Below are 17731 nucleotides of genomic sequence, written 5' to 3'. Positions count from 1 at the left end.
CTAAAGTTTGCTATATTCACTGTATGAAAAACATATACTTATTACCTCTATTTTTTTTAACAATAGTTTGTTTTGGACAACAAACTGATAGTGTTGATTTTAAAACCTGTAAAGCCAGTATAAGTTTTAATGTAGCTGAAAATAAGGTGATAGGTAAGGTTGCTTATACGTTTAAAATATTAAAAAAAACAGATTCGGTTTATTTAGATGCCCAAAACATGCAGTTTTCTAATGTTAGCTTATTCAGAAGTAACAAACAAAATCTTTTAAAAGATGTAAACTCTAAAAGTAAACTTATACTTCGTTATAAATTTAAAAAAGGAAAACAATACACTATAACGTTTAATTATAATGCTACACCAAAAAAGGCGTTGTATTTTGTTAAAAAGGATAGCGAACCTCAAATTTGGACGCAAGGTCAAGGCAAATACACCAGTAATTGGTTGCCTAGTATAGATGATATGAATGATAAAATAGAATTCGATTTATCAATTACTTTTGATAAAGGTTTTGAAGTTATCGCCAATGGTAAATTAATAGAAAAACAAAATAACGATTCTACTATTACGTGGCATTATGATATGCAAAAACCAATGCCTAGTTATTTGGTTGCTTTCTCTGTAGGAAAATATAGTAAGAAGGTAGAAATTTCAAAAAGCAACATTCCGTTGGTAATGTATTTTTACCCCGAAGATTCCTTAAAATTTGAGCCAACTTACCGCTATACAAAACAGATATTTGATTTTTTAGAAGAAGAAATAGGGGTGCCTTATCCTTGGCAAAATTACAAACAAATACCGGTAAAAGACTTTTTGTATGCCGGAATGGAAAATACAAGCACTACCATTTTTGCAGATAGCTTTGTGATAGATTCTATAGCGTTTGTTGATAAAAATTATGTAAATGTAAACGCACATGAATTAGCGCACCAATGGTTTGGTGATTTAGTAACAGAGACTTCTGGTACACACCATTGGCTACAAGAAGGGTTTGCAACTTATTATGCGTTATTAGCCGAAAAAGAGGTGTTTGGAGAAGACTACTATTATTGGCGTTTATACGAGTATGCCCAAGAATTGCAACAACAAGATAAAGCAAATGCAGGTTCATCGGTTTTAAACCCTAAGGCAAGTAGTACTACGTTTTACAAAAGAGGCGCTTGGGTACTACATGCTTTACGAGAAAAAGTAGGGGATACAGCTTTTAAAAAAGCCGTGAAAAACTATTTACTAAAACATCAATATAAAAATGTAGAGACCAAAGATTTTATAAGTGAAGTTGAAAACACTAGTAAGCAAAATTTAAATGCATTTGTTGAAACTTGGTTGAAAAGCGAGGTTTTTAATTACGAAGAAGCTTTGCAAATATTAAAAAAATCATCATTTATTAAAGATTACTTACAAGTTGACTGTAATACTAATGATTTGAAGTGTAAAGAGTTGTTAAGCTCTAATGTTTCAGATAAAATTAAAGCAAAAATAATTCGTGAAAACCCAAAACTGATTACCCAAAATACATTTAAAAATCCTTTAAAAGTACGTCAAGCCATAGCTCAAAGCCTTACAGATATTCCTTTAGAATTAAAAAATGATTACGAATCACTTTTAAACGATAAATCGTATATAACCATTGAAACGGCACTATTTAATTTATGGCAAAATTTTCCTAAAGACCGTATAAAATACCTTAATAAAACCAAAAATATAGTAGGGTTTCAAAATAAAAATGTAAGAACACTTTGGTTAACATTAGCTTTAGTTACCGATGATTTTGAAACCGAAAATAAAAAGCAATATTTTGAAGAACTAACAGATTATACGAGTCCTAAATACGGTTTTGAAGTTAGGCAAAACGCATTTCAATATTTAAATGAAATACAAGCTTGTGGAGTTGCTTGTAAAGACCATTTACAACAAGCTACAACACATCATAATTGGCGTTTTAAAAGTTTTGCAACCAAGCTGCTTAAATCATCTTTAAGTGAAGAATAATTATTTTCTGCGTTCATTGTTTGTAGGGTTTCTACAAACCAAACACGCCGCTAAATAGGTTATAGAAAGCTCATAAATACCATCGGTTCTTCCAATATCCGAAGTGTTAAAATCATACGAAAAACCAAAACGTAAGCGTTCAAACTCTAAACCAACCAAGGCATTAATAGAAGTTAGTAAATGACTATTGCCGCTATTTTTAGCAGGGTTTGTTACAGCCATAGCACCTAAAAACAGTTTGTTTAATTTAGCAGTGGCAGCTATATCTAACCTGTTATACTCGCCTTGTTGCATATAATTTGCAGAAAGTATCATGTCATTATAATCATAGTACGGAAACTTATAATTAGCGTGTACAGTGTATAAAATATCTAATGGCACATTGCCATTGTTTAAAAATGAAATATTGGGTCTGTTTAAGTGTTTTATGGCGGCACCGAGCCATAAATCGGTAGCATTGCCTCTATTTTTTTTATCAAACACAAAACCAGCTGTAAAATCTACAAATCCTATGTTATCATTGGCATTAGCAGCAAACGGATCGCTAGAATTAGCATTTACAGTACCCGCATTTATGTTAATTTGGTCTGATAATAATAAATTTCTGAAGTTAAATGATTTCATACCGTAACCAATTTCAATGGCAGGTCTAAAAAAACAATCGTTATTTAAACCAACAATGTAAGTGAAGTTAGCATTAAATTGAAAATGATTGTAACTAGTACTACTTTCACGCTGATTTAAAACACTAGCGCCAACGCCAATACCGTTACTGGCAGTTTCTAACCATGTGTTAAAAAAAGCGTAGTTGGTATCAACTTGCAAGTCTAAATATGGCCATTGTGTACGGTGCATAACACCAAAATAGGTAGCTTGTTCAAAACCAGAAAACGCAGGATTTATAGTTTCAGGTACCATGAAATACTGACTAAAAATAGGGTCTTGTGCTTGTGTTTTAAAACATAAGCATGCTGTTATTATTATGATATATAGTTTTAGTTTCATGAGAATTTTATCTAATTAGTACAACTACGCCTTTACTAGTAATGGTTTTTCCGTAAAAGGTGTCGCCAGAAAATGTGTAGTAATAATTGCCATTTTCGGCTTCAGCATCGTTTATTTTTCCGTCCCAACCACGTATGCTTTCACCTTCTTCAGAATAAATCATACTGCCCCAAGTATCGTAAATATGGAGCTTCATGTTTGAAAGCGCAATTTGTTCGGGCAGAAAGAAATCATTTAAAGCATCTTTATTGGGTGTAAAAGCATTGGGTACAATTAAACTGTAACCTTGTTGGATGTTAATGGTAATACTTTTGGTATAAACACAATCAAAAGGATACGTTACAGTTTGTATTATGGTGTAAGTGCCAACGGTTTTGTATATGTGTGACGGATTCTCTTCACTTGAAAAATTTCCATCTCCAAAATCCCATGAAATCCCAACATAATCACCTGTAGATGTGTTTGTAAAGGTTATAGGCGATTCTATGGAATAAAAACCAAAGGTGTTAAAAGCTTCAGAATGTATTGTGAAGTCAGCATCGCCTAATTCAGGAATATCAACATTGTACGAGTATGAAGTAGAACAACCAGCAGCATCAATTACATCAATAAGTACTAGACCATTTTGTGTGGTGTGCATAATTTCATTATTACTACCACTTATGGTGCCACTAGACCATGATATTTGATAGGGAGGAACGCCTCCAAAAGGTTGAGCTATATAGTATTGGTCAACATCTTTAGTATCACAGTTATGAGCGGTTTGAGTAACAACGTCAACTTCTAATGGATCGAATCTGTTTATATTGAAGGTTTCTGAAATTTCACAATTATTAGCATCTGTAACAGTAACGGTATATTCACCAGGAGGGATGTTGGTTAAATCTTCGGTGGTTGCGCCATTAGACCAGCTGTAAGTTAATGGTAATGTACCACCTGTAACAATGACATTTATAGCACCTGAATTAGCATCATTACAATCTAAAGCATCAGTTTTAGTGCCAGAAATGTCAAGTGCATCAGGTTCTGTAATGGTAAATGTTTCGTTTATGGTACAGGGTTTACCATCTGTAATGGTAACGGTATAGGTTCCTGGACCCAAATTGTTACGTTCAACGCCTGCGCTAGGGTCATCATCCCAAACTAAATTAACTGGTGCTATGCCTCCTTCAAAATTTAAAATAATTCGTCCGTCGTTTTCTCCAAAACACGATACATTTTCTACTTGAGGGGTAATTCTAAAAAGTGGCGCTTCGTCAATAACAATAGTAGTTTGTTTTTGGCAATAGGTGGCATCGGTTACGGTAATAACATAAGTGCCAGCAGACAGGTTTGTTTGTGTGTTACCAGTACCTAAATTACTCCAAGTAATGGTATAAGGCGCATTGCCTCCTGTTATAGAATTAATGCTTATAGAGGCATTGTTATCGCCATAACACTCAATTTCTGTAGTTGAGTAGTCGATAATAATCTCATCTGATTGATTAATAACAACATCTAATGTACTTGTACAACCAGATTTATCGGTTACTGTAACAGTGTATGTTCCAGCAAATAAGCTTGTTAATTTTTGGCTAGTACTTGTAAAACCGTTAGGTCCTGTCCATGCGTAAGTATAGTCAAAGGTACCAGGACTTGTCTCAATTTGTCGTCCGCCAGTTACATCAATATAAATTTCGCCAGTAGCATCACCATAACAAATAACATCAACCTTATTATTTAAAGAGGCAATGAGTTCTGCGGGTTCAACCACTGTAAAACTTTGAGTTATAGGAGTGCAGTTGTTGGCATCTGTAACTGTAATTTCATAGGTTCCTGGAGTGAGATTTGTTAAGTCTTCATCAGTACTGTAGGGAACGCCATTTCTAGTCCAATTATAGGTGTAGGGCTGGGTACCACCACTAATATCAATTGAAATATCACCATCATTGGCTTGAAAACAACTAATAGTTTCAGGATCAAAATCTATATTACTAAATACCAATTCATCAGGCTCAGTAATAGTGAATGTTTGTGAAAAAGGGCAACCACCATCATCTAAAATAGAAATCATATAGTTGCCAGGTTCTAAGTTTGAAATATCTTCATTGTTGCTTGTAAATCCGTTAGGTCCCGTCCAAGTAATTTGATACGGGTTACCAGTTGAAAACGGCACACCACCAGAAATAGTAATGTCTAAAGCTCCTGCGTTAGCAGTAAAACAATTACTGTTTATTTGTGTTGAAGTAATGCTGATTGATGGGTTTACAGTTATTTCAACTTCAAAACTGGCCCCAATACAATTACCAAGTCTCGGAGTTACTGTATAGGTTACCGTTGAAGGGTTAGTTGTTATATTTGTTAATGTTTGGCTAATTGAAGCTTGTGCATTTGTTTCTGCTGAAGCACCAGTAATAGTGCCTGCAGGATTAATAACTGGTGTGCTCCATGTATAAGTTGTTCCTGTGGGGGCAATGTCACTGCCTAAAGTAGTTGGGCTTATTGTAAAGCTTTTACCGCTACAAATGATATCGGATTTATCGCTAATATTAGGTGTTTCATTAACCGTTTGTTCCGAAGGTATCGATGCAATTTCCGTACACCCACCTGAAGTAAAGGTTAAAACTACATAATAGTAAACAGTGCCAACAGTTGTTGCTACTGGTGTAAAGCTAGAAGCTGTTTCACCAGTAATTGGAGTACCTGTAGTATTATCGTTTATAGTGTTAGAAAACCATTGATAGCTTGGTGTGCCAACACCATTAATATAACTAACGGATAAGGTGTTAAAACTATCACCAAAGCAAATGGTTTCTGAAAGTGGCTGATTGGTAATAGTAGCTGCTTGATTGATAATCACTTCTGATGTGTTACTAGTAACAGCACAATCAATACCTGCTTGGGTAACTTCAACATAATAATAAACCGTTCCAACCGTAGTGTTTGGTGGTGTAAAAGTGGCGTTTGTGGCACCTGCTACGGCTGTACCTCCTACATTTGTACTGGTTGAATTACTGTACCACTGATAGTTATAACTACTCCCTAATCCACCTGAAACACTTACGCTTAAATCTGTAGGTGTAGTACCTTCGCAAATGGTTTGTGTTGATAGTGGTTGCGTATCAATAACAGGGTCGGTAACTACAATAACTTCAGAAACATCGCTTGTAACAGGATTACAACCGCTACCAGCAGCAGTAATAGTTACATAGTAATAGTAGTTCCCAGCAGTATTGAATGTTGGGGGATTGTAACTAGAACTTGTTGCGCCTGTTATAGGGGAGCCTCCAGTATTGCTGTTTGTGGTATTGGCATACCATTGATAACTTAAAGTACCCGTACCGCCTGTATGCGTAACCGATAAACTTGATGAAAGATTACCACCAACACATAAACTTTCTGTTGGGGTTGGTTGTGTGGTTATTTGTAAGCCTTCAACAACTTCAACACGGGCACTATTTGAGGTTATTTCATCACAGCCTGCGCCCGATAAAAACGATGCTATTGCATAGTAATACGTTATACCAGCAGGATTGTTTGGTGGTGTAAAGGTGTTGCTAGTTTCTCCTGTAATAGCAGTACCTGTTGTGGTGTTGTTTGTAGTGTTTTCATACCATTGATAAGTTGGTGTGCCTGGGCCGTTAACTGAAACTGATAGAGGGGTGGTGCTGCCGTTTAAGCAAATGGTTTCATCTTGTGGCTGACTGGTGAATTCTGGAGCAGGATCTACCGTAATTACTAAATTGACAGGAGCTCCATCACAATTACCATTATAAGGTGTTATGGTATATGTTACAGTTTCAGAAGTGGTATTAGTATTTGTAATGGTTTGAACAGGAATAGTGTTTGAAGTACCACTTGCTGTGTAACCTGTTACACCTATTGGTGCTGTGGCAGACCAACTGTACGTAGTACCTGCAATACTAGATGTTAAATTAACCAAAGTAGTTTGTGTGCCAGAGCAAATGGTTTGTGTTAAGTCTGTATTGGTTATGGTTGGGACTTCATTTATGGTAAAATCTTCAGTAGTGGTTGTGGTACCACAGCTTGAGGTTACACTAAGCGTAATTTGATAATCTCCAGGGGTATTATAGGTAATGGTTCCAGGGGTTTCGGTGGTAGCTGTTGCTGGCGTTCCTCCTGGGAAACTCCAATTATAGGTAATGGTTTCAGTTGCCGGAGCACAAGTATTTATAGTTGCTGTGGGGGTTATAGAAGCAGTTCCACAGAAATCAGTTATAGCATCAATAGTAACGGTTGGTGGTTGCTTAACGTCTATAGTTTGTGATGTTGAATTACTTCCGCAGCTATTTGTGGTTGTTAAAGTTAGTGTGTAAGTTCCATCAGTTGTAAATTCTAATCTAGGAGCTGTTGAATTTTCATCTGTTCCATTAGTAAATTGCCATTGGCCAACACCGGTGTTGCAAAACCCAGAACTGTAGCTCACTTCCCATAAATATTCAACATCACCACAACTGTCAGTTAAATTAGTGGTATTGGTAGTTTGCACGTTTAATGGAGTACAGCCATTGTTAGTATCTAAAATAAAAGTAGGTGTTAAATCGGGTTCAATACAAATAGTACTTGTTACAGTATTAGTTGTACCGCAAAAATTTTGAGCGTATAAGGATACTGTGTAAACCCCTGGTGCTGTATAAGTGTGTGAAGGATCTCTTAAATTAGAAGTGTTACCGTCTCCAAAATCCCAAAAATACCCCGCGTTGGTATCACAATTTTGGTTGTAACCTGTTTGAGATGTATTAGTAAACTGTATAGGCGTGTCAACACACCCTGTTGGTGGGTTTTCAAAAGAAACATCTGGTTTTTTTAATATAATAATAGGACCCGCAGTTAAATTGGTGGCACCACATGATGTTGTAATATCTAAAAAAACGGTATAGCTGTAGTTAGGACAATTAGATTCTGTGTACTCATGAGGGATAGGGAAGACTTGAGAATTTGCAGGATCTGCACCATTGTAATAAATGGAGCTTTCAAGTTGTTGTTGGGTGTAGGTTTCAATAGTACCATCTCCATAATCTACCCGATAATTTGTGTCTGGAGGATTGGTTCCCCAAGCGCTAATTGCAAATTCTATTGGAGCAATGGGGGTACATAAATTAACGGTGTTACCTGGATTTACAATAGCTCCTGTTGGGTTACTAGAGTTTTTCACTAAGTACGTAACCGTATTATCACAATTAGTACCATTACCTGTAATACGCATATTGTAAGACCCAAGTTGCGCATAGGTATGGGTAAGCGGGAAACTCACGTTAGTTTCAGTATTGCCGTCGCCCCAATCAATATCATAAGAGATGATACAGCTTCCGGTAGATCTATTACCTACATTAATAGTATATGAAGGGTCAGAAGTATTATTACCACAGTTATCAAATGCTGGGGTGAAATTAGCTTCGGCATCAATATCATAAAATTCTAAATTAGGTTTTTGAAGCACAGGTACAGCTTTGGTTATTGTGGTACTTTCATCGTTAGAGTCTGTAACGGTAAGTGTAACATTTATATTGCTAGTACCACAACCTAAAGCTGTAAATGTATGCGAAGGATTGTTGCTTGTGCTTGTGCTGTTGTCATCACCAAAACGCCATAAGTAAGTAAAAGGACCATTACCTGTTACTGTAGGGGTAAAGTCAACTTGTGTTCCAGAACAAGCACCACTATTGTTAAAAGTGAAGTCAACAACCGGAGGTGGTAAATAACGACTTTTTTTATAGGTCTCATTTATGTTGTTTTTTCTATTAGCGTTACTTAATCCAAATAGAGATACGCCAATTATGAAAAAAAACACAGTTGTAAGAAAAGAATTTTTCCTCATGTAAAATAATTATGTTAATAGCTGTCACTAAAATAGATATTCTTTTTTAGCGCACTAAATAAAATTAGAGGTTTGGCTATTTTATTCTATAAAATGCCTGATGTTAGGTATGTAAAAGTTTTAAAACAGTTTATAAACTGAATGTATAATGTTTATATTTAAGCATAATTTATTAACTAAATGAGAGCATTAGTAATATCTGGAGGAGGAAGTAAAGGGGCTTATGCAGGAGGTGTAGCACAATACCTTATAGAAGAAGATGGTAGGGATTACGATTTATTCCTAGGAACCTCTACTGGTAGTTTATTGGTACCGCATATAGCAGCAGGTAGAATAGATAAATTACAGGATGTTTATACCAGTGTAAGTCAAAATGATATATTTAGCGTGAATCCTTTTGTAATTAGAAAAAAAGGCGATAGAGAGTTTGTTTCTATTGATTTTATAAATACGCTTTGGCAATTTATACGTATGAAACGAACCTTTGGCGAAAGTAAAAACTTAAAAAAACTAATAAGAAAACGGTTTACCGAAGAAGAATATCATTTAATAAAGAAAACTAAAGATGATGTAGTAGTTACAGTTTCTAATCTGTCTAAAAATAGAGTAGAGTACAAGTCTATTAATGAGTTTTCTTATGAAGAATTTTGTGAATGGATATGGATTTCCTGTAATTTTATTCCATTTATGTCTTTAGCAACAAAAAATGATTATGAATATGGCGATGGCGGTTTAGGGTGTATTGTTCCTATACGCGAAGCTATTTTAAGAGGCGCTACACAAGTAGATGCCATTGTGTTAAAGTCTGAATCTATGGACCAAAACAAAGTGCTTGGAAAAAACCCGTTTTCTTTAATGGTTAGTTTGTTTGGGCATGTGTTAGATAGGTTAGAACGTAACGATGTTACCATAGGCAAACTAGCAGCAACAGCTAAAAATGTTGAGCTTAACTTATATTATACACCATCAAAACTTACAGAAAACTCATTAATATTTAATAAAAAATTAATGACTTCATGGTGGCAACAAGGCTTTGAATATGCTAAAGCAAAATGTGCAGAAGCTAAGTCTAATGAGTTACGATTAGAAGATTAGTTTACCACAAATCAGACACTTCTTCTTTTATAAAAGAAAGTGCTGCATCACTAGGTGGTTTTCGTTCCATCATTTCGGTTAAAATAACCTCTCTTAATTTATTAGCAGAATCTGTTTTTTCTGATAAATTAGCCTTTCTAATAAGCTGGATAGTAGCATTTTTGGCTGCTACAATAATGCTCCAACATTTATCACTTACATAGATTTGTTGAGATAAATTGTGTTCAAACTCTTGCTCAATATTTTGTATGAGTAAAGATTCGTAATCTTCTTTATTTGAAGAAATAGGGGTTACTCTTACTAGTAATTTTGAAGGCGATAATCTTTCTAAAAAAAGTGCCATACGTTCATAGGCTTGTAAACGAAGCGGTAGCGCATTTACTTGCAAGTCCTTTTTTAGTAAAAACCGTCTTCTGCCATCTTCGTTTTTAGTGTGTTCTCTAAAAAAATAGTAAGCAATAAGTCCTGTAATTATTGCAGGAATGGTGTATAAAAAAAGGTCGATAATTTTAGAAACTTCCATGTTTGTTTGGGGTTAAGCGTTATGTTTACCACCCAAATATACACAATCTTTTAAATCTTGCATACCTGTAAATGGTACCAAAACTTTTTCATACATATAGGTTTTATTAAGTTCTTTAGAAAGGTTGTGATCATCTACATTCATTTCAATATCATTCATTTTAAATTGGCAGGGGTGCTCATAACCTGCCGCATGCGTAATTTCTATAAGTTCTTTTCTAAATGTTTTAAAATACTGTGCTAAGCGTACCGATTTTAATGTAGTATCTATACCGCTTTGCAACCATTTACTTTGGGTGGCAACCCCACTAGGGCAGCGGTTTGTATGACAAACTTGGGCTTGTATACAACCAATGCTCATCATGGCTTCTCTGGCTACATTAATACAATCGGCTCCCATAGCAAATGCCATAGCAGCTTTGGCAGGAAAACCTAATTTTCCACTACCTATAAACACAATACGCTCTGTTAATCCTTTGTTTTTAAAAAGCCTATATAAATCACTAAAACCATATACCCAAGGTAAAGATACGTGGTCTGCAAAACTTGGAGGGGCAGCACCTGTACCGCCTTCGCCACCATCAACAGTAATAAAATCGGGGCCTTTATTGGTTTTCAACATAATATCTGCTAATTCTTCCCATTGGTCTAATTTTCCAATAGCAGCTTTTATGCCCACTGGTAAGCCAGTAGCTTCAGCAATTTCTTCAATAAAATTAACCATTTCAGAAACGTTAGAAAATGCAGAATGATTAGGAGGAGAGAGTACATCTTTACCAATTTCAACTCCGCGAATATTGGCTATTTGCTTGGTTATTTTAGCACCTGGTAAAACGCCTCCTTTACCAGGTTTAGCACCTTGAGATAGTTTTACTTCAATAGCTCTGATAAACGGATTTTTTTCAACTAAGGCTACCATTTTTTCCATTGAAAAGTTTCCGTGTTTATCTCTAACACCAAAATACCCCGTTCCAAAATGGAAAATAACATCGCCACCAAAACTGTGATAAGGAGATAAACCACCTTCTCCTGTGTTGTGGTAAGCATTGGCTAAGGCAACCCCTTTGTTTAAAGACTCTACAGCTTTAGCAGAAAGTGAGCCAAAACTCATGGCAGATACGTTTATTATTGATGCTGGTCTATAAGGTTTTTTACGTTTATGGTGTAATCCCATAACTTTGGCACAGGGCAAAAAAGTTTTGTCAATTGTATTAGGATGGTTTGCATCAACCTTAAAAGGCATCATAGCATTGTTTATAAAAATATGTTGATGCTCATATATATTTCTATCGGTACCAAAACCTTCGTAGTTGTTTTCTTTTTTTGCAGAGGCGTATATCCAACCGCGTTCTATACGGTTAAATGGGAGTTCTTCTCTGTTATTAGCCACCAAATATTGCCTAAGTTCTGGACCTATTTTTTCTAGCATATACCTTAAATGACCTATAAGCGGATAGTTATGACTTATAGTGTGTTGTTTTTGAATAAAGATATCGCGTATAGCAACAAGTAGTAATACTATTAAAACCCATCCCCACCAAGGGATACAAGAAAGTGTATTTAGAATAGAATCCATTTGAAATATAAAAATTGAAGTTTAAATATATTTAAATTAAAAGAATTATACCTGCATAATTAATACAAAAACTTAGTATAGAAAAATAACATAGTAGATAGTTGTGTTAGGGATTGTAGTGGCATCCTTTTTAAACCAGAGCAAATAAGCTGTTGTTATGAGGCGGTATAAAAACGATATTAAATTGAAAACCACCTTTTAAGGACGTTTAAAAAGATATAACGAAAAGCCCGACCACGCCTAAAGCGTGGGAACACCCAAATTATTAATATGAATTGTTTATAATTATTAATAATTAGCCCTTAATAAAAGCATAACATTAGTTATTTTCACGTTGTAAAAATGAAGATGATTTGGAAAAGTATTTAAGCCAACTTAATGATGCACAGTTAGAGCCTACAAAGCAAATTGAAGGCCCTATGATAGTTATTGCTGGTGCAGGTTCTGGGAAAACACGTGTGCTTACTTATAGAATTGCCTATATGATGAGTAAGGGTATAGATGCCTTTAATATTTTGGCATTAACTTTTACTAATAAAGCGGCGCGCGAAATGAAAGAGCGTATTGCTAGTATTGTAGGTGATAGTGAAGCCAAAAATTTATGGATGGGAACATTCCATTCGGTTTTTGCTAGAATTTTACGTAGTGAGGCCGATAAATTGGGCTACCCCAGTAATTTTACCATTTATGATACTCAAGATTCTGATAGATTAATAGCGTCTATTATTAAAGAAATGAATCTTGATAAAGATATTTATAAGTACAAACAGATTCGTTCTAGAATTTCGTCTTATAAAAACAGTTTAATAACGGTAAGGGCGTATTTTCAAAACCCAGAACTTAAAGAAGCCGATGCTATGGCACGTAGGCCAAAAATGGGAGACATCTATAAAGAATATGTAGATAGATGTTTTAAAGCAGGTGCTATGGATTTTGATGATTTATTATTGAAAACCAATGAGTTGCTTACACGTTTTCCAGAGGTGTTGGCTAAGTACCAAAACCGTTTTAAATATATTTTAGTAGATGAGTATCAAGATACTAACCATTCTCAATATTTAATTGTTAGAGCACTGTCTGATAAGTTTCAAAACATCTGTGTAGTGGGCGATGATGCGCAGAGTATTTACGCTTTTCGTGGTGCAAACATTAATAATATTCTCAATTTTCAAAAAGATTATGATGATGTAAAAGTGTTTAGGCTAGAACAAAATTACCGCTCTACTAAAAACATTGTAAATGCCGCAAACTCTGTAATTGAGAAAAACCAAACCAAGTTAGATAAAGAAGTTTGGACAGCCAATGATGAGGGTGGAAAAATAATAGTACATCGTTCTTTAACCGATGCCGATGAAGGGCGTTACGTAGCAAGTACCATTTTTGATAATAAAATGAATCACCAGTTAAAAAACAGTGATTTTGCTATTTTGTACCGTACCAATGCGCAATCGCGTTCTATTGAAGATGCTTTACGTAAGCGTGATATCCCATATAGAATATACGGTGGCTTATCATTTTACCAACGCAAAGAAATTAAAGATGTATTATCTTATTTACGTTTAATTATAAACCCTAAAGACGAAGAAGCTCTAAAGCGTGTTATAAACTTTCCAGCAAGAGGCATTGGGCAAACCACCATAGATAAACTAGTTGTAGCAGCAAATGGTTACAATAGGTCTATTTTTGAGGTTATGAAAAACATTGACAAAACCAATGTTAAAATAAATTCTGGTACCAAAGCTAAACTTCAAAATTTTGTTACACTTATAGAGAGTTACCAAGTAATGAACCAAACGGCCGATGTTTTTGAATTGGCAGAACATGTAACTAAAAGTAGTGGCTTAATAAGAGAATTTAATAAAGATGGAACTCCCGAGGGTGTTACCAGAATGGAAAATATTGAAGAGCTCTTAAACGGTATGAAAGATTTTGTTGAAGGCCAAAAAGAAATAGCCGATGCCACAGGAAGTTTAGCAGAATTTTTAGAAGATGTAGCCTTAGCAACCGATTTAGATAATGAAAAAGATGACGGTGATAAAGTAGCATTAATGACCATACACTTAGCAAAAGGATTAGAATTTCCGTATGTGTATATTGTTGGTCTAGAAGAAGATTTATTTCCAAGTGCTATGAGTATGAATACCCGTAGTGAGTTAGAGGAAGAACGCCGATTATTTTATGTTGCGCTTACCAGAGCCGAAAAACAAGCCTATTTAACCTATGCTTTATCGCGTTACCGTTGGGGGAAATTAATAGATTCTGAACCTAGTAGATTTATTGAAGAAATTGATGATCAATATTTAGAAATACAAACACCACCAGAAGAACAGCGTTTTAACCCCATGTTAGATGCCGATATCTTTGGAGATCCAGAACCTAATAAAGTTAGGTTTAAACCCGCTAAACAAGCTATTATTAAAAAGGGAAATGCTAGAAAAGAGGCTCCTAAGTTTCAGGTTACAACACCAAAAAAATTAAAACCCGTTTCAGAATCTAACGGAAACACTAATTTGTTTGATAGTAAATTAGCTGTAGGTAATGTGGTAAAACATTTGCGCTTTGGCACTGGAGAAGTGTTAAAAATTGAAGGTGCAGGTGCCGATATGAAAGCAGAAATTAAGTTTGATGCCGGAGATGTTAAAAAGTTGTTGTTGCGGTTTGCTAAGTTAGAAGTCGTGGGGTAAAACAACTATTTTACCATACAAACCGAGTTTATATTGCCATCACCGTCATATTCTTTAACTTCGTTATTGGGGTCTGTAATCCATGTACCATCTACTATAAATTTATAATGATGTTTGCCACCAGATAATGGTACTACATACTTCCATCCGTAGTCCATTTTGCGCATTTCAAACTCATGTTCATTCCAATTGTTAAAAGACCCAGCTAAAATTACCTTTTTAGCATTGGTGTATCCGCGTAGTTTAAAAGCGGTGTATTCTTTTATGTTTATTACAGAGTTATACTCACCAAACTCATTTTTTGTTTTGTTGGGGTTGTGTGGGTCTTCCATCCACTGTCCATCAACAATAAACCTATATTGGTACACATCTGGTTTCATTTGTAAGGTAAGCTCCCAACCCGTAGAAGTTTTATTCATTTTAAAAAGAGATTCATTCCATTTGTTAAAAGAGCCTGCTAAAATTACATGTTTAGCATCTTTAAATCCTAACAATTTAAAATGAGCGTTTCCATCTTCACTAGGGTAGGCTGTGTACATGTTTAAGTTATAAACACCTCTTAATTTTATACCGTTTTTAGTGGCTTTGGTAATATTTGGGTCTTTTTTAGAGGGTTCTGCCCAATACGAATTGTTTATTACAAATTTAAATTCATATGAAAACGCATCGGTAAAATCAGAAATACTCTTTTTTAGTTGATAAATATGCTCATTAACCTGTTTCATTTTCCAATGGTCTCTAGACCACAAGTTAAACTCGCCTGCAACCACCACATTTTCAATATTAAAATCTTGAAATTCTAAAACCTGACCGGTAAATTCTTGAGTGTACTTTGAGTAGTCTCTAACATCAAATGTAAAAATTACAGAATCGCCTTCAATTTTATAGCCTTTAAAATCATCCTTTTGACTATATGAAGTGAAACTTACTAGAACAATTATAACATATGTAATATGTAGAATTAACTTTTTCAATGGTAGTTTAATGGATAATTTATAAAGTATAACTTTTCTTTTTGATAATTAATAATAACTCTTTTTTGAGCAAAAAACTCATAGCCTAAAATGCCATCTAAGTGTGTGCCAAAAGCTTCGTTCATTTTACTTAAATTAGTTAAAACGGTTAGCATAGGCCCAAAATAAATAGATTTACTTAATTGTACACGGTGCAATTTTCCTGCCAAAACCTCAATACTTTTGTTACTAGCTCCGGTTAAAGTTAATCTCTTTTTAGCAATAAAATACTTTAGTACTTTTTTGTTAACACTTTTATTTATTTGATTAAATTCTGCAGCCGTATCTATACCAAATCTTAAATCTTGATTATTAACGGTACCCTTTACAACAATAGTATGGTTTTTTAAATTGAAATCTAAACTATCTACAATTCTTTCTAAATAAACATTTTTAATTAGCTTGTTACCTAAATCATCTACTTTTGTTAGTGTAATTTGATTTAAATACATGTCTATAAAAATCTCATAATCTTTTAAAATATTGTAACCAATAATACCTAGTATTTTAATTTTTTTGGTTTTTTCAATATGTGCTAAGTTAATAACATCAGATGTTTTATTTTCTAATGTAAAGTTGTGTAATATGAATTCTTTTATTTGTTTTTCATATCGGTCTTCTACAGAATTTAAAATACCTGTTGTTTGTCTTTTTCTTTGGTTTTCATACAAATTTGAAAAATGTACTTTGTTAAGAATCATACTTTCAGCTCCTGTATCAATAATAAAATTACCCTTTTGGTTTAGTAATTCAGCTTCAACTATCATTAAATGATCTACTAATTTAAAAGGAATTCTAGTAGTGTGTTTGTTAATAGTTTCAGCTTTATAAAATTTAATAGGATTAATAATGCCATTATTAGCTAAACTAACATTGATGTTGAATAGTAGAAATAATATGATGTATAACTTTGGCATATATAACTAAGACTCATTTATTAATGAATTGTTACAAAACACACTTTTTAAATTGTTAATTAAGAATTAAAGTATAACCTAACAAACCTCATTAATTACTTAAAAAATAATAGTTACTTTGTAAAACATTAAAACACTATGTTACTATGGCAGAGTTTTTAAGAATATATGAAGAAAACCCTAACCCAAAAGAAATTGATAAAGTAGTTGCTATTCTTAAAAGGGGCGGACTTATAATTTACCCTACCGATACGGTTTATGGTTTAGGTTGCGATATTACTAATATTAAAGCTTTAGAACGTGTAGCTAGAATAAAGGGAGTAAAACTAGAAAAATCTAATTTCTCTTTTATTTGTCATGACTTAAGTAATTTAAGTGATTATGTTAAACAAATTGATACTTCGGTATTTAAATTATTAAAACGAAATTTACCAGGCCCTTACACCTTTATTTTACCGGGTTCTAAAAACTTACCCAACCCATTTAAAAAGAAAAAAACGGTGGGTATTCGTGTGCCTGATAATAATATTGCCTTAGAAATTGTAAAAGCTTTGGGAAATCCTATAATTTCAACCTCTATACATGATGATGACGAAATTATAGAGTACACTACAGACCCCGAACTTATTCTTGAAAAATGGGGCAATAAAGTAGATGCTGTTATAGACGGTGGTTACGGAGATAATATCCCTTCTACAGTGGTAGATGTATCTACAGATGAACCTGTTATTGTAAGAGAAGGTAAAGGAGATTTGGATATATTTTAAAATGTAAAACAAAACCTACTTTTATCTATTCTTTTTCTTATATTTAGAGTGCCTTAGTGTTATTTTTAAATAACAAAGTGATTTCTTTTATCGCTTTTTAGAGGCAATTTAAAAAGTACATATAAACCTTTTTAAATTAAAAACAGCTAAAACATGTATAAAATTTACGCCTTGAATAAAAGTTGAGGTGGTTTAAATGTTTATTAAATAAATGATTTGTGTTAGAGGGGGCTTTAAAAGTAAAAAGAAAGCGACATGAGTATAAACCAATGCCGCTTTAAATGTTTTCACAACGGAATAATCCTTATTGTGAATTGCTTTCAGTGGTGTAAAGATAAATAAA

10 protein-coding genes are annotated in these 17731 nt (G+C 34.0%); 4 read left to right on the top strand and 6 right to left on the bottom strand.

Features of this window, described 5'->3' with window-relative positions; all coding sequences use genetic code 11:
* Positions 1-23 precede the first annotated feature (23 nt).
* Positions 24-1991 (top strand): M1 family metallopeptidase, encoded by a 1968-nt coding sequence (locus J1D01_RS11450; protein WP_421150905.1) that lies wholly within the window; start codon positions 24-26, stop codon positions 1989-1991.
* Here the strand turns inward: J1D01_RS11450 and J1D01_RS11445 are convergent, their stop codons facing one another.
* Positions 1992-2996, bottom strand: coding sequence for a PorP/SprF family type IX secretion system membrane protein (locus J1D01_RS11445; protein ID WP_421150904.1), 1005 nt, complete (start codon positions 2994-2996; stop codon positions 1992-1994).
* A 7-nt stretch (positions 2997-3003) separates the two neighbouring features.
* Complete coding sequence (locus J1D01_RS11440) at positions 3004-8814, bottom strand: PKD domain-containing protein (RefSeq protein ID WP_421150903.1); 5811 nt, start codon at positions 8812-8814, stop codon at positions 3004-3006.
* Positions 8815-8994: 180 nt separating this feature from the next.
* Here J1D01_RS11440 and J1D01_RS11435 point away from each other — a divergent pair, with 180 nt between their 5' ends.
* Positions 8995-9909: a patatin-like phospholipase family protein gene (locus J1D01_RS11435; protein WP_372937714.1), complete on the top strand. Its 915-nt coding sequence runs from the start codon at positions 8995-8997 to the stop codon at positions 9907-9909.
* Position 9910: 1 nt separating this feature from the next.
* Here J1D01_RS11435 and J1D01_RS11430 read toward each other — a convergent pair whose 3' ends face one another.
* Together J1D01_RS11430 and J1D01_RS11425 are read right to left on the bottom strand one after the other, a co-directional pair.
* Positions 9911-10432, bottom strand: coding sequence for a hypothetical protein (locus J1D01_RS11430; protein WP_421150902.1), 522 nt, complete (start codon positions 10430-10432; stop codon positions 9911-9913).
* A 12-nt stretch (positions 10433-10444) separates the two neighbouring features.
* The gene (locus J1D01_RS11425; RefSeq protein ID WP_421150901.1) at positions 10445-12007 is read right to left on the bottom strand and encodes an FMN-binding glutamate synthase family protein; all 1563 of its coding nucleotides are present in this window, start codon (positions 12005-12007) and stop codon (positions 10445-10447) included.
* 353 nt (positions 12008-12360) lie between these two features.
* Here J1D01_RS11425 and J1D01_RS11420 point away from each other — a divergent pair, with 353 nt between their 5' ends.
* Positions 12361-14691 carry an ATP-dependent helicase gene (locus J1D01_RS11420; protein ID WP_421150900.1) on the top strand — a complete coding sequence of 777 codons (2331 nt, stop codon included), beginning with the start codon at positions 12361-12363 and terminating at the stop codon, positions 14689-14691.
* A gap of 5 nt (positions 14692-14696) precedes the next feature.
* Here J1D01_RS11420 and J1D01_RS11415 read toward each other — a convergent pair whose 3' ends face one another.
* Together J1D01_RS11415 and J1D01_RS11410 are read right to left on the bottom strand one after the other, a co-directional pair.
* Entirely contained in the window at positions 14697-15665 is a 969-nt protein-coding gene (locus J1D01_RS11415; RefSeq protein ID WP_421150899.1) for a hypothetical protein, read from the bottom strand.
* Complete coding sequence (locus J1D01_RS11410; RefSeq protein WP_421150898.1) at positions 15662-16621, bottom strand: hypothetical protein; 960 nt, start codon at positions 16619-16621, stop codon at positions 15662-15664. Before J1D01_RS11410 ends, J1D01_RS11415 begins: the two co-directional genes overlap by 4 nt.
* 146 nt (positions 16622-16767) lie before the next feature.
* Between J1D01_RS11410 and J1D01_RS11405 the strand changes: the two genes are divergently transcribed.
* Positions 16768-17388, top strand: coding sequence for an L-threonylcarbamoyladenylate synthase (locus J1D01_RS11405; protein WP_421150897.1), 621 nt, complete (start codon positions 16768-16770; stop codon positions 17386-17388).
* The last annotated feature ends 343 nt before the right edge of the window (positions 17389-17731 follow it).

This window comes from Seonamhaeicola sp. NFXS20 (genome assembly GCF_049132085.1).
Taxonomy (GTDB): Bacteria; Bacteroidota; Bacteroidia; order Flavobacteriales; family Flavobacteriaceae; genus Seonamhaeicola.
This window is presented reverse-complemented; position numbering and strand designations above follow the sequence as displayed.

Bases quoted from the DNA above. Each gene is read 5' to 3' on its own strand.
- J1D01_RS11450 (WP_421150905.1), top strand. From the start codon at position 24: ATGAAAAACATATACTTATTACCTCTATTTTTTTTAACAATAGTTTGT.
- J1D01_RS11445 (WP_421150904.1), bottom strand. From the start codon at position 2,996: ATGAAACTAAAACTATATATCATAATAATAACAGCATGCTTATGTTTT.
- J1D01_RS11440 (WP_421150903.1), bottom strand. From the start codon at position 8,814: ATGAGGAAAAATTCTTTTCTTACAACTGTGTTTTTTTTCATAATTGGC.
- J1D01_RS11435 (WP_372937714.1), top strand. From the start codon at position 8,995: ATGAGAGCATTAGTAATATCTGGAGGAGGAAGTAAAGGGGCTTATGCA.
- J1D01_RS11430 (WP_421150902.1), bottom strand. From the start codon at position 10,432: ATGGAAGTTTCTAAAATTATCGACCTTTTTTTATACACCATTCCTGCA.
- J1D01_RS11425 (WP_421150901.1), bottom strand. From the start codon at position 12,007: ATGGATTCTATTCTAAATACACTTTCTTGTATCCCTTGGTGGGGATGG.
- J1D01_RS11410 (WP_421150898.1), bottom strand. From the start codon at position 16,621: ATGCCAAAGTTATACATCATATTATTTCTACTATTCAACATCAATGTT.
- J1D01_RS11405 (WP_421150897.1), top strand. From the start codon at position 16,768: ATGGCAGAGTTTTTAAGAATATATGAAGAAAACCCTAACCCAAAAGAA.